Annotated in this window: 17 protein-coding genes and 1 tRNA gene; 2 read left to right on the forward strand and 16 right to left on the reverse strand. The window is 35.5% G+C overall.

Features of this window, described 5'->3' with window-relative positions; translation table 11 throughout:
• The coding region (locus Q0W25_RS00405) for an orotidine 5'-phosphate decarboxylase / HUMPS family protein (protein WP_298517487.1) at positions 1 to 378 on the forward strand (378 nt) is incomplete at its 5' end.
• 85 nt (positions 379 to 463) lie between these two features.
• Complete coding sequence (locus Q0W25_RS00410; protein WP_298517490.1) at positions 464 to 706, forward strand: DUF5654 family protein; 243 nt, start codon at positions 464 to 466, stop codon at positions 704 to 706.
• Positions 707 to 754: 48 nt separating this feature from the next.
• Here Q0W25_RS00410 and Q0W25_RS00415 read toward each other — a convergent pair whose 3' ends face one another.
• The 16 genes from Q0W25_RS00415 to Q0W25_RS00490 all read right to left on the reverse strand — a co-directional run bounded on the left by Q0W25_RS00415 (position 755) and on the right by Q0W25_RS00490 (position 25,007).
• On the reverse strand, positions 755 to 1,282 hold the full coding sequence (locus Q0W25_RS00415) for a hypothetical protein (protein WP_298517493.1): 528 nt from the start codon (positions 1,280 to 1,282) through the stop codon (positions 755 to 757).
• On the reverse strand, positions 1,283 to 2,206 hold the full coding sequence (locus tag Q0W25_RS00420) for a deoxyhypusine synthase (RefSeq protein ID WP_298517496.1): 924 nt from the start codon (positions 2,204 to 2,206) through the stop codon (positions 1,283 to 1,285).
• Between the two features lie 20 nt (positions 2,207 to 2,226).
• Positions 2,227 to 3,129, reverse strand: a complete 903-nt coding sequence (locus tag Q0W25_RS00425; protein ID WP_298517499.1) for a CBS domain-containing protein — start codon at positions 3,127 to 3,129, stop codon at positions 2,227 to 2,229.
• 105 nt (positions 3,130 to 3,234) lie between these two features.
• Positions 3,235 to 4,224: an ATP phosphoribosyltransferase gene (locus Q0W25_RS00430; protein ID WP_297825565.1), complete on the reverse strand. Its 990-nt coding sequence runs from the start codon at positions 4,222 to 4,224 to the stop codon at positions 3,235 to 3,237.
• Between the two features lie 80 nt (positions 4,225 to 4,304).
• Positions 4,305 to 6,353, reverse strand: coding sequence for a cation-translocating P-type ATPase (locus Q0W25_RS00435; protein ID WP_298517502.1), 2,049 nt, complete (start codon positions 6,351 to 6,353; stop codon positions 4,305 to 4,307).
• A 389-nt stretch (positions 6,354 to 6,742) separates the two neighbouring features.
• A complete protein-coding gene (locus tag Q0W25_RS00440) occupies positions 6,743 to 6,868 on the reverse strand; it encodes a hypothetical protein (RefSeq protein WP_297825560.1) in 126 nt (41 codons plus the stop codon).
• A 15-nt stretch (positions 6,869 to 6,883) separates the two neighbouring features.
• Complete coding sequence (locus tag Q0W25_RS00445) at positions 6,884 to 8,011, reverse strand: TIGR04083 family peptide-modifying radical SAM enzyme (RefSeq protein WP_298517506.1); 1,128 nt, start codon at positions 8,009 to 8,011, stop codon at positions 6,884 to 6,886.
• 1 nt (position 8,012) lies between these two features.
• Positions 8,013 to 8,222, reverse strand: a complete 210-nt coding sequence (locus tag Q0W25_RS00450; RefSeq protein ID WP_297825554.1) for a TIGR04165 family Cys-rich peptide — start codon at positions 8,220 to 8,222, stop codon at positions 8,013 to 8,015.
• Between the two features lie 45 nt (positions 8,223 to 8,267).
• Entirely contained in the window at positions 8,268 to 9,491 is a 1,224-nt protein-coding gene (locus Q0W25_RS00455) for an aldo/keto reductase (protein ID WP_298517509.1), read from the reverse strand.
• A gap of 46 nt (positions 9,492 to 9,537) precedes the next feature.
• Positions 9,538 to 10,392, reverse strand: coding sequence for a UTP--glucose-1-phosphate uridylyltransferase GalU (galU, locus tag Q0W25_RS00460; RefSeq protein ID WP_298517512.1), 855 nt, complete (start codon positions 10,390 to 10,392; stop codon positions 9,538 to 9,540).
• A 101-nt stretch (positions 10,393 to 10,493) separates the two neighbouring features.
• Entirely contained in the window at positions 10,494 to 12,338 is a 1,845-nt protein-coding gene (locus tag Q0W25_RS00465; protein WP_298517515.1) for a hypothetical protein, read from the reverse strand.
• 55 nt (positions 12,339 to 12,393) lie between these two features.
• Positions 12,394 to 12,477: transfer RNA gene (locus Q0W25_RS00470), tRNA-Leu, on the reverse strand.
• Between the two features lie 54 nt (positions 12,478 to 12,531).
• Entirely contained in the window at positions 12,532 to 12,951 is a 420-nt protein-coding gene (locus tag Q0W25_RS00475; RefSeq protein WP_298517518.1) for a DUF371 domain-containing protein, read from the reverse strand.
• A gap of 202 nt (positions 12,952 to 13,153) precedes the next feature.
• Complete coding sequence (locus tag Q0W25_RS00480) at positions 13,154 to 18,364, reverse strand: Ig-like domain repeat protein (protein ID WP_298517521.1); 5,211 nt, start codon at positions 18,362 to 18,364, stop codon at positions 13,154 to 13,156.
• 14 nt (positions 18,365 to 18,378) lie between these two features.
• Positions 18,379 to 20,604 carry a hypothetical protein gene (locus Q0W25_RS00485; protein ID WP_298517524.1) on the reverse strand — a complete coding sequence of 742 codons (2,226 nt, stop codon included), beginning with the start codon at positions 20,602 to 20,604 and terminating at the stop codon, positions 18,379 to 18,381.
• A gap of 146 nt (positions 20,605 to 20,750) precedes the next feature.
• On the reverse strand, positions 20,751 to 25,007 hold the full coding sequence (locus tag Q0W25_RS00490; RefSeq protein WP_298517527.1) for an Ig-like domain-containing protein: 4,257 nt from the start codon (positions 25,005 to 25,007) through the stop codon (positions 20,751 to 20,753).
• Between the last annotated feature and the right edge of the window lie 184 nt (positions 25,008 to 25,191).

A 25,191-nucleotide genomic window follows, 5' to 3' on the forward strand; every position in this document is an offset into this window, starting at 1 on the left:
GGATTTGTCGGATCAGACAGCGTCCAGGCATGTTTAGACATGGCAAACAAACATGGAAAAGAATTGTTTTTACTTACAGAAATGTCACATCCTGGAGCTAAAATGTTCCTGCAAAAGAATGCAGATGAAATAGCCCAAATGGGTGTTGATATGGGAATAACAAACTATGTTGCACCAGCCACCAGACTTGACAGGCTATCCGATATAAGAAATATTGTCGGAAAAGAGGCTTATATCATATCCCCTGGCGTTGGAAAGCAAGGTGGAGACGGCAAAAAAACTCTTGAATACTCCAATGCGATTATTGTCGGAAGAAGTATTTATGAATCAGAAAATCCTAAAATCGCTTGTCAGAATTTGATTGAATCATTGAAATAAACCTAAACTATTTTAATTAAAAGAAATAAATATATTATTGTTCTTATTATTTTGAACAGAACAATAAAAAATAGGGTGAAAAAATATGGCAAACGAAGTAACAAAAATGATTATGGAAACTATTTTAGCATTAATTACAACTGCATTCGCATTTGTAGCAGGTGAAGCATGGAACAGCGCGATTCAAAAATTAATTGAATCCTTCGTAGGTACTGGAGACGCTATTCCTAGTTTATTAACTTACGCTATAATTGTTACTGTAATTGCAGTAATCGTTACCGTACTCATTGCTAGAATCGCGGGTAAAATGGGTGTAGAAACCGAATAAACAGACAAATAAAAAAGGAATTACAATTCCTTTTTAACTTCTTTTTTTTTAATTTAACTTTTCAAAAACAATTCCCGCAGTTTCATAAGCTATTTCAAATGAAATGAAACATACAAAAATCCAAATACTGAAAACACCACAAACGGCCAATAACAATATAACTATTTTCATTACAAACCTATACTCAAAAAACAGGTTTAAAAATTGATTGTCAGTGATTTTGGATATCAATTCATGACCTATCTCATCGGCAAGTGCTGATATGATACAAATCAGCAGAACAACAAAACTCAAGTGTGGAATTCCACAGACTAAACAGATTAATACAAATATGACCAATGTAACAACATGATGAATTCCATCTACTTTTAAAGCCAACAGATTGCCTATTAAGATAGCTATAAAAATATAAGCTGCGCCAACATCATAAATGGTTGCTAAAGCTGATGCTACAGCGCACAAAACACCGAAGACACTGGCTGTTTTCACATCATTTTTGACATCAAACAAATCATCTGAAAATTTCATGAAAAATCCAGACAATATGAATAATGTTGCTAAAAGAATAAATTTCATTTAATCACTTTTGATTTTATCCAATGCCCCTACATAAATCAACGGCATGATTACAGTTACATCACCAACGACACTTACCAGATTAGATCCACATCTTGCTTTTGCCCAAGATTTTGCTTCTTCAAGCGGTGCGCCGCCTAAACTACCCGCTTCAGGTCTGTCCATAGTAACTTGAATGGCTGCATCAAGCCCCCCTTTAATTACGTTGGAAGCTAAAGTGTAATGCTTTGTAAGCCCCCCACCTAAAAGAATTGCACCTACCTTTTCTGATTCGAATACAATATCTGACAATAACGGCATGTCCCCCACGGCGCTTATTGTAAAATCATGGTCCTGGGTAAAAATCCACAACTGCAATCCCATCATTGAATCAATAAGGCCCGGAGCGAAAATAGGCACGTCATTTCTTGCAGCGGTTGCCACGAATGAATTCTCATCTTCCACCAATAAGCCTATTTCAAAAAGAAGTTCCTGAATTGAAACAACCTTTTTCTCTTTTGAGATTTTCTCAAATATATTTATTATTTCAGTTTCAAATATGGTGAAATCGTCAGATCCTACATTGATATCTGCGATTCTGCCAATTCCTTCCTCATTCAGTTCCTCATCATCTTTTCCTTCATGGCGATAATGAGCCCCTCCAAAGGCTTCAACCAAATCATGAGTGATATTGGCCCCACTGGCTACAATCAAATCGACATGACCCTCTTTTATCATTTTGGACACTATATTTCTCATCCCCCCTGGGATTAAAGGACCTCCCAGACTCATGAACACACTCATGTCCTCATCCTGAATCATATCCGCCAAAAGGTTGCAGGCCCTTCCAACTCTACCCGCACCCAAAACGCCTGAGTCATCAAACTGTTCGATTAAATCGGATACCTTCATATCACTAAATACATCAATCTGGTTTACTTTCATAAAAATCACTTAAATTAAAATTAGTTTGTAATGATTGGGAACTGGTCTAGATTAGTTATAATATTCAGCAAATCAGTCCTTGTTACAATTCCAAGCAGATTATGGTCGTTGTCTGCAATGATTAATCTGGAAATTGACTTTTTGAGCATTACTTCAATAGCATTCGCTATCTTTAAATCCTCATTAACAATGACAACGTTTGTAGACATCAATTCTCCAACAGTCAATCCCTCTTTACCGTCTGCAATAGCCTGAACCAAGTCAGTTACAGTAAATACTCCGATTATTTTTCCATTTTTCATTACAGGAGCACCATCAATCACATTTGAAGCCAATTGCTTTGCTGCCTCCTTGACAGAGCAATCCTCTTTAAATGAAATAACGTCACGACTTGCAATCTCTCCGACAGTCTGTTTTGGAATGCTTCTAATGGTCTTTGTATCAACCAGGAGAATGTTGTCCATGTCATCCCTGCCTACAATTGTACCTAGAATTCCCAAATTGTTTACAGGTGTAGGTCCTATGCTTACTGTGTCTCCTAAATTCAAGTCTTTAATGCTTCCCAAAACTTTAATTGCAGCTTCACATTCACTAGGTTGAGGCACACTGGTAAATTCAATTCTTGCAACTGAAATATCCTCAATCCTATTGCCGTTCTTATAAATTGGAACTTTAGAATCCTTATCTGAAACTGATATGTTTAATGAATGGTAAGCCTCAATGGTTGGTTTATATCCTCCTCTAGGGCCCGGTACCCCTTTCACTAAACCTAAACTTCTTAAAGATTGCATCTGGTTACGTATTGTACCTGGATTTCTTCCCATAACCTCAGCAATGTCTTCCCCTTTAATAGATTTACCGTTGGAAGATTGGTATAAATTAATTAAAGTTTGTAAAATTTCCTTCTGAACAGATGTTAACATGTTTAATCCCCATCTAATAAACTAATATAATTATTTATGTCCAGTATACTTTATAAATATTAATGATTTATCATGATATTTAAAAAAAAAGAGAAATTGAAATGATTATTCAACTAACTGTTTCAAATCATTTCTAATGATGGAAGTTGCATCAAATCCTTTAATTGCATCAACCATTTCAGGGAATTTGGATTTAGGAATTAAAACATTGATTTGTGAAAAATCAGAACCCTGAGTGATGGTAGGTTCATCAGCACAAAGCTTATTGTCAATTAAATAATTGGAAACCTCTTCAATTTTGGAATTTGCAATGTTGAATTTAACATCAAAATATTTTTTAGCTGTGATCGCTCCCAATAGCTGCTCATAAATCATTTTCGCCTTATCGAGCTTTTCGCCTGTGCAGCTTACTCCCGCATAAAGTCCTGCTGAGGAATGCAAAATTGTTTCAATCTCTTTTAAGCCCGCTTTTCTTAAGCTGCTTCCTGTTTGAGTATTGTCAACGATTAGATCTGCACCCTTTGCAATGTAAACTTCAGTAGCACCGTCGGAGTTGATGACTTGTACCATTTCATTGTCCCCGTCAGTCAAACCTCTAACCTGTACAAACGGTACCGCATCACCGTAAATTTCCTGATATGCATCATTTTCCATGATGAATTTTCTGGTTAAATTAGGATACTCAGTGAAACATAAAATTGGAGTTTTCCTGTCCTTATTTGCCCTGAACAAATCAGAAAGATTATCATATGGAGAATCTTTAGGAACTGCAACTATCAATCTTGTTTTTCCGTAATCCAAATCTCCAATCTTGACTGTGTTATTTTCTCTTAAAACAGACTCTTCCTTAATCCAATCTTCACCAACAATGGCAATGTCGATTATTCCCCTGTTCAATTCTACAGGAGTAGATTGTGGGCGAGTGAGAAAAGCAATAATGTCATCATCGTTTAAAATTTCAATTTCGTAAGCTTCATCACCAGGCTCATACCCTTTGACTTCATAACCTGCATCAACAAACAACTGGTGAGTATTTCCTCTTTTCACATTATTTAAACTTCCCTTAGGAAGTCCTAAAATTATTTTTTCATTCATATTAATACCTAAAATAACTATTATTTTTTAAATTATATAATGGTTTAGATTAAAATCATTAAAAAAAAAGAAAAAAAAAGTTAGCTGTGATAAGCTTCACAGCTTTGCCTATCCAATGCATGCTTGTGAACATGCATGTGCTTAATTCCATTATCTGTTTGGATTTCATCAACAATTTCAACACCTTCATGAGAATGTGTGTGTTCGCTATCATTGTGGAAATGATAATGGGAATGCTCTACATTTTCAGTGTCTATCTTTTTAATAGAATCATCAAATTTTCTGTCATAGAGCAATGCAGCATTTAAAACAACCAGGCATGATCCTGCATTGTGAACAATCGCTCCTGTAACAGGGTTTAACAAACCTAAAACAGAACAGATTATAGCTACTGCATTTATTGTCATTGAAATCGCAATATTTGCTTTGATTGTAAATAAAGTGGAATTTGAAAGCTTTTTAAGATATGGAATCTTACCGATATCATCACCTAAAAGCGCAATGTCAGCCGCTTCAATAGCTACGTCACTTCCAACGGAACCCATTGCTACGCTTACATCAGCTGTTTTAAGTGCTGGAGCGTCATTAACACCATCACCAATCATACATACCTTTTTGCCTTCATTTTTGAGTTTTTCAATCCATGAAAGCTTTTCTTCAGGAAGCAGATTGCCATAAACTTTACCAATTCCAACTTTAGATGCAAAATAATTAGCAGTTTCTGTGTTATCTCCTGTAAGCAGTATAGTCTCGGTGCCCAAATCATGCAGACTGTCAATCATCTTTTTAGAATCTTCACGAATCACGTCAGATAAACCAATCAGTCCAATGACTTCATCGTTTAATGCTACAATGATTGAAGCTTTCCCCTCATGTTTCAATTTGTCCAAGTAATCATCAATATTAACATCAATATTGTTTTCTGATAGAAATTTGGAGTTTCCTGCATATACTTTACCATAAGAATTTATACATGTAACCCCTTTTCCAGGATACATCTTAAAGTCTTGCGGTTCTTCAATGTCAATTTCTGCTTCACGAGCATTGTTGACAATGGCTTTTGCCAATGGATGTTCACTCAGTTTTTCACATGAGGCTACAATCTTGAGCAAATCAAGATTATTCATATCCTCTTTCAAGGAAATAACGTCAGAAACTTCTAAATTACCATAAGTTAATGTACCAGTTTTATCGAATACTAAAGTATTTAAAGCGCCCAAAGTCTCTAAGGCCTCACCAGATTTAATTAACACACCATACTTTGTGGCCTGACCAATAGCTGCCATGATGGCAGTCGGTGTTGCTAAAATTAATGCGCAAGGACAGAATACTACCAAAACTGTAACACCCCTTTCAATGTTACCTGTAATCAGCCATGCTGCAATTGCAATTATCAGTGCAACAGGAACAAGCCATGTAGCCCACTTATCAGCGATTCTTTGTGTAGGCGCTTGTTTTTCATCGGCAGCCTTTACAAGATCAATCAGTTTTTGAAGTGATGAATTATCACCTAAGCTTGTGGCTTTAATGTCAATTGCACCATACATATTCATTGTTCCGCAGAATACCTCATCACCCACTTCCTTATCAATAGGCAAGGACTCTCCAGTCATGATTGATTGGTCAAGAGATGAAGTACCGTTAATAATTTCACCATCTACAGGTACGCTTTCACCTGGAAGAATTCTTAAAGTGTCACCTATCTTAATTTCATCAACGGAAATCATCTCTTCTTTTCCGTCAACAATTCTCCTTCCGGTTTGCGGTGTTAAATTGATTAAATTTCTTAAACCTTTTTTAGCCCTTTCAACAGTCCAGTCTTCAAGAAGGGCACCTAATGCCATAATCCATGCAACTTCACCTGCAGCGAATATTTCACCAATCAGAAGTGATGCTACCATAGCGATTGCGATTAACAGTGCAGATGAAATCCATTTTTCACGAATTAACCTGGTCAAAGCAAGGAGCAACATAGGAATACCGCTGATTATTACTGCTCCCCAAGCAGGGTTTAAGTAAATTGGTGTATCAATTCCTAAAATCATGAAAATGATTGCAATGACTAAAAATATTGCTGAGACAATTGTCATTTTCAATCCAAATAGGAAATCTATTATTTCATCGATCATAAATATTACCTCAAAGTATTACTTTTTTCAATTTTATTTAAATACCCAGTATTACTCAAAAATTTTTTAATGGTTATGCCTTGAGTTTGAGGCAACATTAAAAAAATTAAATTTCGTAAGTACCAAACAGCCAAAAAGTATTACTTTTTTTGAGTTCTTTTAAATACTCAGTATTACTGATAGTAATTATGTCATAAGAAATATATAAAAGTATTACATTTTTTGACTTCATTTAAATACTCAGTATTACATGAAGTAAATTGCTGTAAAAAAATAGTAAGAACATTAATAAATCAAAATCACAACAGGAAAATCCCATGTCGATTTATTTTAAAAAAAATATAATTAAGGGAATTGAATTAATCCCTCTTTTTTTAAAAATGTTAAACCTATTCCTCTTCTTTAGGTTTAAAATTTTGGCATTCTTTAACATCCAACAATTGATGTTCAGTGATTTTACAAATAATCTTATACTTATTTCTAAATTCCAAATGTTCACAGTCATCGCAAATCATATTATCAACACCAAATCAAGGTTTCATTGCCAAATCCATTATGCTGAATGCTTCACCCTCTTTTCTAGGAGCCGGTGCCCCCATTCCAAAGGCGGATTTTGCAAATTCCTTATTCATCCTTTTTGAAACTTCCCCGAATATAATCTTATATGCTGTGCATTGAGGGTCAACAGCCTGTGGAGTTTGATATGCAACAATCGCATTGTAAGGACATCCCCCCTCACAATACTTGATGTATCTGCATTTTTTGCAGTTCTCATCAACATAATCCCTGAATTCCATTAGCTTTGCCCATGCATCAGATTCTTTCAAGTCATCAAAGCTAGGATTTGTAGCTACATTTCCCAGAACATACTCAGGCATGCCGACAAATCTGTAGCATGGATAAATTGAGCCTTCAGATCCTACAGCCAAGGTTGTGCCGATACAGTCGGCAAAGGTACAGAGGGTCCCCCTTCTTCTTAGTGCGCTTTTGCAGATATGGTCAAGGTCCATTACTGTAAACTTATCCAAATCATAAAGGTACTTGTCCAACCAATCGACCAAAAGATTTCCATGTGCTTCCTGGTCAAGCGCCCAAGGGTCTGCATTGTCCCCCCTTAAGGAAGGCAAAGCCGCGTGAATCTTCAAGTTCATCCTTTCGCTTTTGAAGAATTCATACAATTCATCTGAGAAGTCCTTGGAGTAATCAGTTACTGTTAAAACGAAGTTAATGATTAATCCTTTTTCCTTGGCCAACCTGAATTTGGACATTGTTTTGTCAAAGTATCCTTCTCCCCTTTGATAATCATTGATTTCCTTCGGACCGTCAATGCTTGTGCTTACTACAACATTATACTTGATGAACAAATCAATGAGTTCCTCTGTCAAAAGCCAGATATTGCTTTGAAGGGAAAAACCTTCCAAATTAGGCAATTCTGATAATTTTTCCAATGCATATTCATAAAAGTCGTAACCTGCAAGAAGAGGTTCTCCGCCGTGGAAAGTGAAGTGAACCTTGTCATCCCTGAAATCGCCTAGCCAATTGATAATCTGGTCAATGATTTCAGTGCCCATCATTTCCTTTTTATTTTCAGAACCCCAACAGTATTTGCAGTTTGATGGACAATTAAGGGTAGGAATAATCATTACATGAAATGTCATTTTAACCGTAGACCTTATTTAATTCATTCAATAGCTGTTTTTTCTCATCAGGATCCATATTTTCATTTACGAAAAATATGTAACCGCAATCCTCACATTTTACAGTGCTCATTTCTGCATGTGCATGGTGGTTATCAAGCATTTTTCTATGAGCTATTTTATCTTTTGAACCACACTTTGGACATGGTGCTAACAATTCTTCAAGCTTCATTTTTTCACCTAAATTAATATTTGTTTTTGAGATATATAATTTATATTAATGATTGATCAGTTTAACCAAATACCTGTAAATCGGAAATCCGACATGCTCCACAAAAAATAAGGCGTATTTGGAACCCGGAATTTCAAATTCCTTTTTAACTTTTTTTAATTCTTCAATGATATTCAATTTCTGCGGACATTTCCTTAAACACTTGCCGCAAGCGTTGCATTTACCTGCATTTCCTGAATTGCCCATAATCCCTCCAACATATTGATAATAATTCATGAAAGACTGGTTAATGAAACCCTTATGGTTAAACAGATACTTTTCATTGTAGATTTTCAGGCACTCGGGAATATTGACTCCCTGAGGGCACGGCATGCAATAGCCGCAAGTGGAGCAGTTGATTTTCAGGGAGTTTCTCATGACCCTTTTGACAAGCTCAACTGTTTCCATGTCCTCAAAGCTCATGGATAAAGGGGTTATCCTGTCAGCTACAGCCAGATTTTCATTTAATTGTTCCAAGCTGTTCATTCCAGAAAAGACACATGTGACATTTCTATTATTCAAGACCCATTCCAAAGCCCATTCAGCAGTGTTCTTATTGGGATTTGCCTTTTTGAATATCTCTTCCGCATCTTTAGGCATTTTGCCTGCAAGAATACCTCCCTTCAACGGCTCCATCACAAAAATGCCCATTCCTTTTGATGCGGCATATTCAATGCCTTCCATACTGGCCTGGACATTCTCATCGAAGTAATTGTACTGTACCATCACCACATCCCAGTCAAATGCATCTACCAATAATGGAAAATCTTCCTTAGGGCCGTGATATGAAAAGCCAACATGCTTTATTTTGCCTTCGCTTTTGGCTTTGGCGATGAATTTAAGCAAATCCTTTTTGAATAGTCTGTTCAGTGATTTCAAGTCAACAGCATGCATAAGATAATAATCTATGCAATCCCTTTGAAGCCTATTGAGCTGCTCATCCAAAATCTCCTCCATATCCTCATACTTTCTTATATTTATTGTTGGAAGTTTGGTGGAGATTCTTACCTTGTCCTTATATTCGCCCTGAAGAACTTCGCCTAAGAATTTCTCGCTGTCCCCATAAAGATAAGCAGTATCAATCAAATTGACACCATTGTCAATAGCATAATAAATCAGTTTGGAGGCCTCTTGCCTATCGATTTTGCCATTTTTCAACGGCAATCTCATAGCTCCAAATCCCAATGGAGAAATCTCATCACCGGTCTTTTTAATTAACCGATATTGCATAGTATCACTTAAAAAAAAAGTTAAAAAAAATAAGCTAGTAAATAGCCTATTCGTTTTCATTGATTATTTCCTTCATGTAATCTATCAATGGCTGTTTGGATTCATCATCATCCATTGCAAATTCTATTGAAGTTTTAAGCCATTCGAAACGGTTCCCGATATCATAGGTTTTTCCTTCGAATGTAACCCCATATATTGCGTCCAATTTTGACAATGCGTCAGTCAATTGGATTTCGCCACCGACACCAGGTTCTGTCTCATCGATTTTGTCAAATATGTCCGGTGTCAATACATAACGTCCCATGATAGCCAAATTGGAAGGTGCCTGATGAGCCAATGGCTTTTCAACAAGCTTTTCAATGTTGTAAACATTAGTTTCAACTTCTGTTCCTTTGATTATACCATACCTTTCAACTTTTTCTTTTGGAACTGCTTCAAGGGAAATTGCAGAAGCGCCATACTTTTCATAAACATCAATCAACTGTTTGGTGCATGGAACTGGACCTTTGGTGATGGAATCACCTAAAAGCACAGCAAACGGTTCGCCTCCAACATGCTTTTTAGCGCAGTATATTGCATCTCCAAGGCCTTTCTGTTCTTTTTGCCTTACATAGCAGATGTCTGCCAAATCAGTGATTGCACGAACTTGCCTTAAACGGTCATCCTTGCCTGCACTTTGCAAAGTCTGTTCAAGTTCGAATGACTTGTCGAAATGGTCTTCGATTGACCTTTTATTCCTACCTGTAACGATTAGGATATCATCAATACCGGAAGCGACAGCTTCCTCAATAACATATTGGATTGTAGGTTTATCATAAACTGGCAACATTTCCTTAGGTTGCGCTTTAGTAGCAGGTAAAAATCTTGTTCCAAAACCTGCTGCCGGAATAACAGCTTTCATATTTATCACCCTTATTAAATATTTAATATAATCTTTAGTTCAATTATTATAAATAGATATATTATTTAAATTAAAATTAAAATAAAAAAAGAAAATTATAGCTATTTTTTAACTATAATCTTATTTGTATTTGACAAATCATCGCAAGTGGTTCTGATGGAATATTTACCCACTTTCAAAGTTTTCGGTATTGCAAAAGCGGCAATGCCTTTAGAATTGGTCTTGACATTATAAATCTTTCCTAAAAACTTAATCTGGACTGTTTTTTTAGGATAAACCTTGCCTGTGTTTTTTAAGACCTTCACATAGAATCTGGCTGAAGACTTGATTTTTTTGGAAATGTCTTTAGTAATCAAAGTTGATTTTACAACAATGTTGTTTTTAACTTTAACCTTGCCATATTGGGTAGTGATTGAATATTTTCCAGGCTTGAGGTTGATATTTAAAGTTGCATATCCATTTTTATCTGTTCTTGCATGGTAAGTCTTTTTGTTTATTGTGAGATTGACTATTTTGCCGACAACAACATTTCCATCATCTGCGAAAACGCGGACCTTGAATTGCTTGGAAGATCTGTAAAGTTTTGTCAAATCATTGCTTTTGATTTTAGATAATGACTTGATATTGATTTTGGCCTTGCCGTTGCTAATGGAAATTCCATTTATAAGTCCTGTTGAATCTGCCCTGAATTTATATTGGCCAGTACCATTCACCAACTTGATGACGTCACCATTAGCTAAATACAAATTGAAATCAAGCATGTCCGATGCGTATTCTGTAGATATTCCTGATGAATCAACAAGATATTTCAAACTGAAGTTTGCGGTTACTTCATCGCCTTCATATACAATGCTTTTATCGGCAGTGACATTCAATACAAGCCATCTTTTGATTTGATTTGGCTTTGAAGTCCCATTATAATTATCTATTGTGTCTCCCCACCAATTATTCTCTGCAGTCACGCTGCCGTTGTAAATGTGAAGAGCGCTTCTAAATGAATCAAGCAAAATTGAGTCGGATATGTTTCCTGTATTGGCAAACCACATGATTGCTGAGCTCATTCCATTATCCAAGAAGTTTGATGAAATGATTGAACCGTTTTCACCGACCCAACTTATTGCAGAGCCTGCCCATGCATCATTGGAGATGAATTCTGATGCAATGACCTTTCCCAAATCACCTCTCCAAGAGATAGCTCCACCAGAATTCGGATAGCCTACACCGTTGCTTTTGAATGAACAGCCATTTACAGTACCGTTGCTGCCCAACCAGAGAATAGCTCCACCTTCATTAGTCTTGGCACCCATTGGTCTTACTCTTACTCTACTCCAAATTCTGCCTTGGTCGTCCACGTAGGTTTCAACCTCATCAAATGGGTCATCTTCGATTCCGCTTCCTGTATTGTTTTCAAAAGAACAGTTTAACAGATACCCGTTGTTTCCACTCCAGTGGATTGCTCCTCCTCCGACATTATTGGAGAAATATCTTCCATATGCATTCCCATTTATGAAATTCACGTTTTTGATTGTTACGTTGTCTGCAGTGATATTGAATATTCTTGAGATTTTGTTCCCATTTAAAGTGTGGCCATCCCCGTCGATAGTAATGGATTTTGAAATAAGAATTCCATAGTATGATCCGTTGACAAATTCATAATCCTTATCCAAAACCAATATAGCCCCTTCGGGTGTATTATTGATTTCATAAGACAAATTGTCAAAACTTCCAATGGAATCCGTGTTTACACCTTCATCATCACTGCTTAGATTAACATCGTTTGTTATATCCTTAACAGCTATCGCGACATCATCAATGCCTGTTTCAAGAGTTGCGTTATCCGCATCGCCAGCGCTTATGCTGGAAACCGATAAAGTAATTGTAAGTAATATAAATAAAAACAATAGATATCTCTTTAACAACAAATCATCTCCAAGTTTAATAAACATAAAATATATTTGACATGATATTTAATAAAATTTTTGAAAAAAAGTAATTGGATAGTGCGGGAGACGGGACTTGAACCCGCGAAGGGACTGACCCACTAGGCCCTCAACCTAGCGCCTTTGACCGCTCGACCACCCCCGCATAAAAACAAAAGTAGTTATAAAAAAATCTATTTTTCAAGTTATATATAGTTAACTATTTTTGGCTTAATTTTATGGTAACTTCCATAATTTTTTCATTTTTTAAATCTTCAATTAGGTTAGAATCAAGATTCCTCGCTGCCTTGTCCGCCCTAATCATCAATGTCCTTGGACAGGTATAGTCACTTGTTCTGCAAACGATATCAGTAGGATGTGTCAATGTCAAATCCTCATGGCCAAATCCGGTGATTTCATCATGCCCGTTTTCAGTGTCAAGGACGACCTTTATTACAGTATTAGAATTAGCTATTTTCTCCTTAAACTCCTCTGGAAAGTTCAGCATGGAATTGTCCATATCAACACCGATGATGCAGTCTGCAGTTGGCCCGATTTCAACATCCTTAGTAATTTCAAAAGTTGATTTGTGAAGTGATGATACGTTTTTGTGACCTTTGGTCAAAATTCTGAAAATCATACATAATAATTAGTTTGAAAAATTAATAAAACTTTTCCTATAAAATAATTAAAAGAATGATTAAATAAAATAATTTTATCAAACCACATAATCGGATAACAATAGCTGAAGTCCATAATATTAAAAAGAAATTATGAAAAATATAAAATGATTTCATACAGATAGGATTACCGAATAAAAATCACCAATTTTTATTAAAATCCTATTTGACATTGATGTAATTCATCAGTTTGGACTGTCCATAAGTGGTCTGAATGCTGTATTTGCCCTGTTTTAACAAAGTTTTCACTGAAAGTATGGCAAATCCCTTGTTGTCTGTTTTTACGGAATAGGTTTTTGCTCTAAATTTGAATTTGACAACTTTATTTTTTTGTATCTTTCCGTTGGAATCGACAAGTTTTACTGCAAACTTGAATACTGAATTCTTGTATGAAACGCTTTTATATAACAATAATGGCTTTATGACAACCTTATTTGTGACTTTAGTCTTGTTGTAGATTGCAGTTATAGTGTATGTTTTTGGACTCAAATTCAATTTGCAGGTTGCATAACCGTTCTTATCAGTCCTTACGCTGTATGTTTTGCCGTTGATTCTGAATTTCACAACTTTTCCTGCACCTACAGGATTACTATCATTGCCATAAATGCGGACCTTATAGTCTTTGTTTGCTCCGAAATATTTTACGACATCCTTATTTCCCATGATATAGGCAAACACCCTTATGGTATTCTTTGCCACTTCACCTGTTACAGGATTGGTAGCTGTGATTGTATATGTTCCGATATTCAGATTTATATCTATTCTTGCAATACCGTTAGGGGCTGTATTGAATGTATATGATTTTGAACCTATCTTAAAGGTTACGGATGTGTTTCCTAATGCCTTTCCATTGCAATCCTTGAAAATCGCAAAGTATTGTGTTCCGGACCCATACAATTTAACGACATCAATTGATTCGATTGTAGGCAATACATCAATGGTTACATTAGCAGATGATGCGAAAAACCTGTTTGTTTCATCAAAAGTAATAGTTGCATTATAAGAGCCTTTCTTAAGGTTCAAATCAAGAGTGGCTTTTCCTTGACCGTCTGTTGTAATGGTATAATTCTTATTGTTGAGAGTGATGTGAATGACTCCATTTGAAATGGCTCTTCCGTTAAATTGGGATAGGATTACTATTAGCTTATCATCTCCTCCCACATATTTGGTAACATTATTAGCATTCAATTGTGTAGCAATCAAGGTTTCAAATACTCTGAATACACCTTCATCGCTGCTTTGTGAATAATCATCATTTCCTTCATAATTAGCGAAATAAACATAGCTGCCAACATTTAATTTTCCTAAAACCAAAGATCCTTTTCCTTTGCTAACGATGACATCATAAGAGTTTCCATTGATTTTCAATGTGACTGTTCCGCTGATTGCATCACCGTTGTCTGTTGTCAGCCTAACGATTGCAGTCACTCTTTCATCCTTGGTTACATCATCAATTTGGACATTCAAAATGGATTTGCGTTGGTTTACATTCAGTATGAATGTGGTGTTGGATGCATAATAGTTTTTATCCCCATTATAACTTGCCAGTACAGTGTAGTTACCTGAAGTTAACGGAGAAATGTACCAGTTGCTTGTGGAGTCTATTATGTCTTTTGTTCTTGGAGAATAATAACCTGGCATGCTGTAAGTCACAGTTCCTGTTGCGTTTGGACTTAATCTTGCATAGATTCTGATATTCTCATCCAGATAGACATTGATTGTGTAAAGTTCTATTGTGGAATTTGCCTTCAAGATACTGATTGAAGTTTCATTGTTCTGATTAATGTATAAACCGTCACTAACATATCTGGCAGTTATCATATAATTACCAACATCAATTCCTGATGTTTTCCAGATAGCGACTCCGTCATTGATTTCGCAAGTTTTTGAGATGTTTGCAATATTGAAAGTGATGTAACCTGTTGCATTTTGGTTGACTCTGGCGATTATTTCAAGTTCCTCGCCGTAATATGCATCACCGCCAGTTATAATCAGCAAATCTGTTTTTAGGCTTTTGACTATGAATTGTGTTTTATAGCTGGCATTGTTGTAATTACCATCACCGGAATAGATGACTTCCAAATCATGGCTTCCCTGAGACAATCCATAAAGGTATAAAACAGCTGCTGAATCAGTCACTTCCTTTTGATAGGAAGTTCCATCGACGATGAATTCAACGTTTCCGGTTGCATTTTCTAAAAGGGTAACTGTAATGTTTCCGCTTTTGTCAACTTCAATATCCGTAATTGTAACATCCATCTCAGGGTCTGCCTTTTCAACATTGAATGCATCGTTAATTTTTGTTGAATTGAAAAATTCATTTGAATAGTAGACACTGAACGGATAGTTTCCCGCGTTTAAACCTGTCAAGTTAAATATGGCTTTTCCGTTTATGATGTCTTGAACAAGCATTTTATTTGAAATCTCTAAACAAATCTTTCCTGCAATGTCTCCATCAAATTCTACAGTGATATGCTCTGTTTCGCCGTAACTGATGTTATTTGAAGTCACATTGAACTCTATAGGTTTTATTAAAATAGTATTAGATATTGTGACATTTTTGTATGTGGCATTGATCAAGTATTGGCCTTCATTCAAATTCAAAGCGAAGTTTGCAATGCCCTGATTGTTTGTTGTGACGTTGTAAGTTGCATCTTCAAATGATATTGTAATGGTTTGGTAAGGCATGGCAATTCCATTTTCTTCATATAGTCCTATGGTATAATTAAACTCGTTGTGCTCAAAACTGGTAATATTGTTTCCTATGAGGAAATAGTTCTCAGCACTGCCTATTGTTGTATTCCAGGTTGACCCTTCATATGTAAAGTCTCCATTGTAAAATACATAAATATAGTTAGTACCTTTGTCAAATTCAACATCGAAAATTGCCATGCCTTTTGTAAGACCTTTTGTATAGTATCTCTGATTAACATAAAGCCCGATTATGCCTGTTGCTTTTGTTGAGTTGGTTCTGACGGTTATTGTTCCGGTCAGGTTATTCTTTTCAACAGTCACATTCAAGCTTGATAATTTTTTATAAACATTGAATGATGTTGACGCATTTGCCTCGGTGAATCTGTCGTTTCCTTCAAAAATCACCAAAACGTCATATGTGCCATTGGATAAGCTTGAAATTGAAATCTCATTAACTTTGCCGTTCAGGGTTACTGTGCTGTTAACACCATTAATTGAGATAATAGCTTCACCGTTGAAATTCTCATATGGAGTTTCTACAACAACCACCGCTGGTTCTCCGGCATAAATGTCTTTAGCTGAAACGTTTAGCACAACTGATGCAATCTCCACATTGAAAAGCACAGTGTCCTTTGCTGAAGTGTAATATGTGCTTTCAGGAAGAACAACAGTAATATTATACTGTCCTTTAGCAAAATAATCCATATTGAATGTTGTGATTCCACTGTTCAGATAAATCGGTTGTTTATAAACGCCATTGACATATAAATCAGCCATCACTTGGCCTTTATATCCAGTAAGGTTTATTGTTAAATTTACATTGTCGCCGGAACTGATGTCTTCAATCGGTGAAATGGTTAATGTGACGGGAATCCTTTCTACACTAAATGCTGTTTCGTTAGATGATTTTGAAAACAGCTGATTTCCATCATAAATTGCTTTTAATGAATAATTATTAGGAATTAAATCTGAAAATTCGATAAATCCATGGCCTTGTGAAATATCGACTGTATAATACCTATTGTTCATATAAACAGTGACAGTGTCTGTTAAGTTTTCTGAATTTTCATCATATAGGTAAATATCTGCACGGATGGATTCGTAAGAATGAATTTCGGTGGCATTTAATGAAATAGTAATAAATGTATTTGTTTTTCCAACATCCACAGTAGCTTTAGTTGAAAATGAATTTACGATAGCTTCAACGATATAAGAACCAATATTTAATGTATTGTTGAAATTGAAATCGACATACCCCTTATCCAATCTTGAAACTATTTCATGACCGCCAATTAGGGTAATATTGAACACAGGGAATTTGGAAACATCAAATGGATTGCCATTGCTTAGCATCCATGATGCTCTGATATTGATTGATTCGTTGATTCTGATGGATGAATATTCTGGGCTTAAATCCAAGACTATCCATGAGTTTGCAATATCCTGACTGATTTTATCCACTTCAGAAGGATTGCTGTTTGTATCCCACCAGTTATTGTCGATGTTTATTACATTTCCTCCGGTAGTGTAGATGTCATTAAAAACGCCTTTGAATCCGACATTGTCAATGAAAGCGTTATAGGACAATTCCAAATCGCCAACGTTGTAAATTGTTGGAGTGCCCATGTATTGGGAATTTGGCTGCTTGTAATAGGCAGTGTTGTTTCTAAAGATATTTCCAATAGCCACCAATCTACCTGAATTGAAAATGTTTCCATAGATAAAATTAAAATCTGTCCTTTCGATTGTGTTATTTTCTATTATTGAATTCAATAAGGTTAAATTTCCATTGTTAAAGATTGCTGAACCTTTTGATTCTTCCCAGCAATATGAATTTGTAATGACCGTATTGTTGACTGTCATGATTCCGTCATTATAGATTGCTCCGCCGTAACTGTATGTGTTTCCTCTTGAATCATTGAAATAGGAGCTGTTGATAATCATTCTTCCCTTGTTGTAGATTGTACCCCCATATCCATAGACATCATATCCTGCACCTATGGCATTACCGTCAAAGACAGTGTTTGAAATGGTCAACTCACCGAAATTACTGATTGCACCCCCATATGCTGATTCTGTAGAGCCATACTGATAGTTAGCCATATTATATTTGAAATAGCAATTGTCGATTGTGACTTTTGCATCCTTAATGTCCAATGCTCCACCATAGACTCCTTCAAGCTCATAATTATCAATCAAATCGCTGTCCAAATCTGTTTTATATCCATTGAGGAATTTGATGTTCTTAAAGGTCACTTCCACATTGTCCGGTATCAAAAAAAGATAGTTATTGTATGCCGCATCAAAAGCAGTATTATCAGAACCTACAATATTTACAGACTTATCGATTGTGATTTTGGTGTTTTCCAAACCTGAATAAACCCCGTTGGATAAATAAATTGTATCGTTTTCACCCACGATATCCAATGCCTTATTAAATGTTTTAACAGAAGTACCCCATGATTTTCCATCATTTCCATCATCCCCCTGAACATTATCCACATAATATGAATTGTGATTATCAGGACTTGAAATCACTTCATCAGAAATAGGTTGGCCTGATGAAATGTCGCCGAGCACATAATCCTGTGTGCCGTTTAAATCGGCTGCACAGGCTATGCCTACTGATAACATGAATACGATAAATAAAAATAAAAAGAATACTCTATCAAACTTCAATTTTATCCCCAAAACTAATCAATTTTATCAAAATTTCTATCCTTATGCTTGAAACCAATAATCAATAAGATCAACACAACAATTACAAAGAATACTGATGGAACAAACTCCTCTTTTTCAATTATCTTTTTAATCTCATAGGATTTACTTACACTTTCTGATGCACCAGTGGATTCGCCTGAAGATTGAGATTTACTTAATGGAGAAGCGCTGCTACCAATAGCTGGTGTTGATTCACTGGTATTTACCACGCCATTGGAAGAAACACCATTTATATCGACAAAATTGATGTTTTTACTGTCTACACTGAACCTGAGGTTATCGGAATTTTTGCTATCAACATCTAATTCCACCACATTAATTCCAATTGCATTGCCATTATAGCTGTTTTGGTTATCATTTGAATTGGATGAACCGTCTATTAGTCCTTGAGCAGCACCGTCATCATGATATTCTTCACTACTTGACCCCTGATTATCATCAGTATTATGATTTTGCTGGCTAGGATTGATATAACTAGGAATCAATGGATTTACATTTATAGGACTATTGCCAGGGTTATGCCAACTGATTATTCTTCCGTCAATATCAAGATTGCTGTTGACAGGCCTTATAATGATGATTGGATTGTTATGGCCGAAATAATCCCTTGCATTTATAACGTTATTATTTGAATGTTCATCTCCGTTATGCTCCCTTGGACCTTCATTATAAGAATTGGAACCTGTTTGAGCATTTTCATTAAAGGATATTAACGTATTGTTTATTATTGTTGAATCATCTGAGCTTAATAAATAGACTGCATAATATCCGTCGGTAAATGCAGTATTGCCTTGAATATCAAATGTGTGGGTTCCTGCAGTGCTTTGACGATAGCTTATTGCATAAAGATTGTCGCCTATTGCTACAGTATCTATGCTGTGAACTTCGATTATATTATCTTTAATTTCTGAGTTTGAATCCTGAGACTCGATTCCGGTAACCAATGCCCACTCATGAGTTCCGGCAAGTCCTGTAACATTAATCTTGTTGTGGGTAATAGAAACATCAGTATCTCCATAGTAATTAACTGAATAGATTCCTATATTTGGACCATTTGAAAATGAATATAAGTCATTTAGAGTTATGTTAATTCCCCTTGCAGGACCTGATAACTGTATTGGATAAGCAGTACCTAAAGCTAATTTCCCTCCTGTTGTTACAATAGAAATCTTATTGTTTATGATAAGAAGGTCATTAGGCCTATGAAGATCCACTCCGTAAATATAGTTTTCAACTCCAGGATAAGTCACAAAATCTGTCACATAAATTGAATTATCGGCAAATAAACCATTGTCGCATGAACTTATCATGATGGAATTTAAGGTAGGATATTCAACAGCTGTTCTTTTGTTAACATCGGTTATTACAGTATTGTTCCTGAAAATAAAGTCATGACATTCCTCAATACCAACAGCGTACACATAATCGGAGTCAAGTGTTGCACCCTCCGTACCATATCTGACCTTTTTAAGAGGAAGAGAAGATACAATGGTGTTGTTTTCTATTACTGCCTGATTTGCATAAGTCAATTTGATAGCGCAATTGTATTTGAAAACATTATCATTATGACCTTCAAAATTGATGTTTGAATTTATAATCTTAAGACTATCTGATGAATATCCAGTATATCCATTAGAATAAATTGCATAAGCTTCAACATCGCTTGGAACAATATAATTAATATTCAAATCACTTAAAGTAACATCATAACCGTTAACACGAATTGCAGCACCATCATTATCCTTAACTGCTTTATTCAAATCAAAAGTCAAATTTTTTAATAAAACACCATTTCCTTCAACACTGAAAACAGTGTTTTTAAAAATTGCATCTTTTCCCTGAATTACAACATCATTGGATTTGACTGTCAATTGACCTAAATCTGTGAAGTTTCCTTTAAATGTCAATGTTTGACCTTTGTATTTGCTGTTTAAAACTCCATATTTAAAATAAGCTTTAATATTATCTGGCGTTACAATGTTATTTTCATCTTCAATTAAATCAGGAACATCCGGTTGCTCATTTGAATCAGGAGTGTCCGGTTCTTCCATCAATTTATCATTCAAATTACCAACTGAAGAAATAACATCAGAATCAGCTATTTCAACAGTAGCATTGTCAATATCAACTGCATGGCTAGCTGAAACGGTAAAACAAACAAACAAAATTAATAAAATACTGAATTTACTACATTTCATATTCTTAAAACCTCACAATTGATACTATTAAATATATTTTAAATTATATAAAATGTAATTTATAAAGTTTTCTTTAAAAATAAATCAATTAATAAAAAACAAAATGATTTAAAAAAAAAGAAGTTAGAAGGAAATAATTAATCCTTCTATTGAATTACGATTTTAATGAATTTACTGTAAACCGGTTTGTATGTGGAATCGCCTGCAAATCTGATTTTTGCACTGTATTTTCCTTTTTTGTTTAAGCCTTTGATGTTAAGCTTGATTACACCTTTGTTGAGTGTTTTTGCGGTGTAAGTTTTACCGTTGATGGTAATTGTTACTTTTTTACCGGCTTTTAAGTATTTGTTTGTGGTTCTTAAGGTTGCAGTAACCAGTTTGGATTTTGCGGCTGCTTTAAATACAAATGTGGTCTTTTTAGGCATAATAGTGGTCTTTTTCTTAGCCACGTTGATTTTTGCAAGAGCAGTTGCTCCTTTGTAGTCATCGTCACCCATGAAGAATACATTCAAGTTGTAGGTTTTTGCAGCAGCTGCGGAAATTCTGATTCCTGCTTGGCCTGCTTCGTTTGTAGTTACAGTGTAGACTTTACCGTTGAAGCTAACTTTAACAGTTTTATTGGTTAAGTTGTTTCCGTCAGTGTCTTTTAAGGTAAAGTAGTACATTTTACCTTTTTCTTTTGCACCGGTATCTACAGCAACATAGTTAGCATTTTTAACCTCAATAACAACATCTTTTGCAACAGGTGCAATATTGTTTAAAGTTATGGTTTTGTTAGCTGGAGTGGAAATTGCATCTCCTTTAAAGAACATTGAAACGTTGCAGTTGTTTTTGGCTTGAACTTGGAAAATACCGTTAGCGTCGGTTGTAGTGTTTGTTTCAACAGCGTCAATCACATATGAAACAACAGCATTAGCAATAGGAGCTCCAAGAATATCTTTTAAAGATCCAGTAATTACACAATCACCTGAAATAGAAACAATATCGATTACGGTTCCATCAATAACAGTAATAGTTGCTTCAGAAGTGTTTGCATCATATTCATCTTCAATAGCTTTAAACTCGATGGATACTGGGTAAATTCCTCTGGTTAATGCTAAATCAATATTTGCAATACCATTTTCGTCAGTGGTTGCGTTGTATGTTTGACCGTCAATAATGAAAGTCACATTAGCACCTGAAATAGCTTCACCTATGTAGTTGGTGAATTGAGCAGAGAAACCGGTAGCCAATTTATCAAATGAAACGTCAGAAGCTATGATTTTAACTTCTTTGTTTTTGTTAACTTTTAATGTTCCATTGGTTTGGTTACCTAAGTATTTGTAATCGCCCACATAAGCAATAGTGAAGTTGTATTCGCCAGCTGCCAAATCAGGAACAGCTAAAACAGCAACACCGTCAACAAGGTCTGCGGATACATCAGTGCCGTTAATGGATAATGTGACAGTGCCGGTAGCATCAGCAATGGTTACGGTAATGTCAGAATCAATCCATTGGGTTTTTTCAGGTGCTTCGACAACGATTTCAGGACAGTCGTTTTTGCTTACGGTAAATGTAGTGCTGTTCTGTGCACCGTATGTTTCATCAAGAGAGGATACTCTTACGGTGTAGGTATTGGCCAATAAGTCTTCCACTTCAAGAGATCCTTTACCGTCAACAAGTTTTACTGTGTATTGCTTGTTATTGACAAGAACAGACACTTCAGAAATTGAAGTTACATTACATGTTATGTTGAATACAGCAGTTTCACCTACTTTGATATCACTGACTTCAACAATGATGCTAGCTGTTTCGTTTTGGAAGTTGTCAATTACTAAAGTTTCATCATCAACATGGTTAATAGCATCATTACCAAATCCATTGTTACTGTTTAAAATGTTGTCAGTAATAACAGTTTCAGTACCAGCATAGGTTTTTAAATCGATTGCATAATCTTTAGAAGTTGCAATGTTATTGCCTGTGATTATGTTTCCTTTTGCATTGGCATTACCAAATTCAATGTAACCCACTACATCATTGTCAGCAAAGGTAACATTCTTAGCGTTAGCATTGCTGAATTTGATGGAATTGTCACCTAAGAAAGTGTTGTTTGCTATTACAGTGTTTGCTTGAGAAATAGTTGTTGCACCGTTTACTGTGTTATCGTGTACGTATGCACCTGCACCGCTTAAGGTAAATCCTCCAACGGTATTTTCAAATGCTTCACTTCCAGCACCTACTGTCATTACTTTACCGACAGTGTTGTTGTATGCAATTGAATTTGCGCCAGTGCTCATAGTACCCGGTACAATGTTATTGTATATAATTGAATTTGCTTGTGCGGTCAAACTGGAACCTTCCATAAGAACGTTTCCAATATAACTGTTGTTTGCAGGACCTACACCACCAAATGAAGTACTGATTGAACATTTGAACATGGTGTTATTTTCAATTATGTTGCCTATGCCCTCTACCATGATACCTACAGATATTGCAGAACCTTCTTTACCATATACCTTGTTGTTGGAGAAGGTGTTGTATGTGTTTAATGGTACTCCGGTAGGAGCTCCTACAATATTATAAACGTTCAAGTAAAGCAAGTTTCCGACATTTCCTTCAGCTTTTACTGTGTTGTTATCAAAAATACAATGGTGGGCCCAGGAGAATGTGAAAGTGGTTGATCCACCGTTGTTTCTGGTATAGAAATAACTGTTTTTAAGTGTTACGTAACTTGAGTTATCCCTTACTGATGTTGCACCGACACCGGAACCTACCCTTTGGTCTTCAACAACAACACTTATGTTATCGAATACGACATGACTGGTGTTTGAAATCCAAAGTTCAGTGTTGTGTAAGTATATGCCACTAATGTTAGATCCTGAACCACCGCGGTTTACGACAAAGCTGCTTCCAGGGTGTTCACCAAGCAAACTACCTGCAGTAGTGTTCAAATCAATGTAAGCATCATTAGTGGATGAAATGACATTCATAGGTTTATTGATTACAATGTTCATTTCGTTTGTTGTATCAGGATTGATGATTGCGCCTTGGAAATCTAAAGTGGAACCCGCTTCAATGAAATCAAACAAGTTACCTCCATCAGCCTGATTGAAGTAGTACATATAAGTATCGCCAGTTACAACATAATCCATAATGATAAATTTGGATGACTCTCCAGGATTTAATCTGGTATTTCCTGCATAAGAAACATTAACTTCATTAATTTCATCAGTTGCTGAAATGTTGTAGTAAGCAATACCGTCAACTAACTCTAAAACTTCTTTTTTACCGTTGATTGTTACATTTACGTTTCCAGTAGCATAAGGAATGCAAATGATTACCATGTTTTTATTAGCTGTTCTGTAAACTGAAGAGTAGATACTTGGATCCTCTTTGTCTAAAACAGTGAACTTTTGAGTTGTTGTGAATGGGTTGAATGTGTCATCCCCGGAATATGCAATGGATACTGTGTTTTCACCAATTGCATAACCTGCAGCTTCAAAAGTAGCGACACCATTTACAATTTCAACACTTTGAGTAGCATCTCCAAAAGTAAAGTTTACGTTACCGGTAGCATCACCTAAATAAGCAGTGATTATTGCAGGTTGGTAATTGTAGATTGTTGGAGCATCGACATTTGCAGTAGTTTTGAATGAAAGGGATCTTGAAAGAGCATTAAATTCATCGTCACCTTCATATGCAAATGAGACAGAATTAGTTCCTAAAACATAATCAGTGAATTCCTGAATAGCGGTTCCGTTAACCAATTCTATTTTATATGTTTTGCCGTTAACAGTAAATGTTACATTACCTGTCGCATCATATAGGTTTACATTAACAAAAGCTATTTGACCATAGTCTGCACCATTTGCCACAATATCATTTGCTTGAATATGAATGTTTTTGGACCATGTTGCCCCTTTGTAATAATCGTCACCACTATAGGTTACTTGGATTTGGTAATTGTTCCTTACAGTATATTTGGTTAAGTCCTGTGAAAATTTCCCATCCACTAAAGGAACTGTGAAATACTGGTAATTACCTGAATATCCAAATCTGACATCTACAGTACCAGTAGCATTTTCAAATGTACCGTTTACTACAATCCTTTGACCGTATTGCGCTACATAAGTAGACCCAGACATTGTATTTGGTGTGACTTCAATTGTATATGTGGGTGTTACAGTCCCAACAGACAATTCATCATCTTCACTTACGCCTAATTTTTCATCATCACTGACAGCAACATCCGTTAAATTATCACCATCAGCGGTTATTTCTTCATTTACAGGGGCTTCCAATTCTATGTCTCCCCCATCAACTGCAATTTCATCTGCAGTTACGTTTTCCGCTGCATTAGCAGCCCCGAATGAAATGACAGCCAACAGAATAATACTGACTATCATAAACTTATTTAATTGCAAAATTAAATCACCTTATAAAAGTTATATTCAATTAAATTTGAATACGAATTATATTTATTTAATAAAATTATATTTAATATTTTTCATAATTATTTGATAAAAACTTTTTATTGAGCAAATATTGCATTTGATGTGAAATATACATTACTCCCATTTCAAAGAGCAACTAAAGAAAAAATAGACA

The sequence above is a fragment of the uncultured Methanobrevibacter sp. genome (genome assembly GCF_947166415.1).
In the GTDB taxonomy this organism is placed as follows: Archaea; Methanobacteriota; Methanobacteria; order Methanobacteriales; family Methanobacteriaceae; genus Methanocatella.

Bases quoted from the DNA above. Each gene is read 5' to 3' on its own strand.
- Q0W25_RS00450 (WP_297825554.1), bottom strand. From the start codon at position 8,222: ATGAAGCTTGAAGAATTGTTAGCACCATGTCCAAAGTGTGGTTCAAAA.
- Q0W25_RS00465 (WP_298517515.1), bottom strand. From the start codon at position 12,338: ATGTTTATTAAACTTGGAGATGATTTGTTGTTAAAGAGATATCTATTG.
- Q0W25_RS00430 (WP_297825565.1), bottom strand. From the start codon at position 4,224: ATGAATGAAAAAATAATTTTAGGACTTCCTAAGGGAAGTTTAAATAAT.
- Q0W25_RS00445 (WP_298517506.1), bottom strand. From the start codon at position 8,011: ATGACATTTCATGTAATGATTATTCCTACCCTTAATTGTCCATCAAAC.
- Q0W25_RS00475 (WP_298517518.1), bottom strand. From the start codon at position 12,951: ATGATTTTCAGAATTTTGACCAAAGGTCACAAAAACGTATCATCACTT.
- galU (WP_298517512.1), bottom strand. From the start codon at position 10,392: ATGAAAGCTGTTATTCCGGCAGCAGGTTTTGGAACAAGATTTTTACCT.
- Q0W25_RS00415 (WP_298517493.1), bottom strand. From the start codon at position 1,282: ATGAAATTTATTCTTTTAGCAACATTATTCATATTGTCTGGATTTTTC.
- Q0W25_RS00420 (WP_298517496.1), bottom strand. From the start codon at position 2,206: ATGAAAGTAAACCAGATTGATGTATTTAGTGATATGAAGGTATCCGAT.
- Q0W25_RS00485 (WP_298517524.1), bottom strand. From the start codon at position 20,604: ATGAAATGTAGTAAATTCAGTATTTTATTAATTTTGTTTGTTTGTTTT.
- Q0W25_RS00435 (WP_298517502.1), bottom strand. From the start codon at position 6,353: ATGATCGATGAAATAATAGATTTCCTATTTGGATTGAAAATGACAATT.
- Q0W25_RS00425 (WP_298517499.1), bottom strand. From the start codon at position 3,129: ATGTTAACATCTGTTCAGAAGGAAATTTTACAAACTTTAATTAATTTA.
- Q0W25_RS00455 (WP_298517509.1), bottom strand. From the start codon at position 9,491: ATGCAATATCGGTTAATTAAAAAGACCGGTGATGAGATTTCTCCATTG.
- Q0W25_RS00440 (WP_297825560.1), bottom strand. From the start codon at position 6,868: ATGATTTGCGATGACTGTGAACATTTGGAATTTAGAAATAAGTATAAG.
- Q0W25_RS00410 (WP_298517490.1), top strand. From the start codon at position 464: ATGGCAAACGAAGTAACAAAAATGATTATGGAAACTATTTTAGCATTA.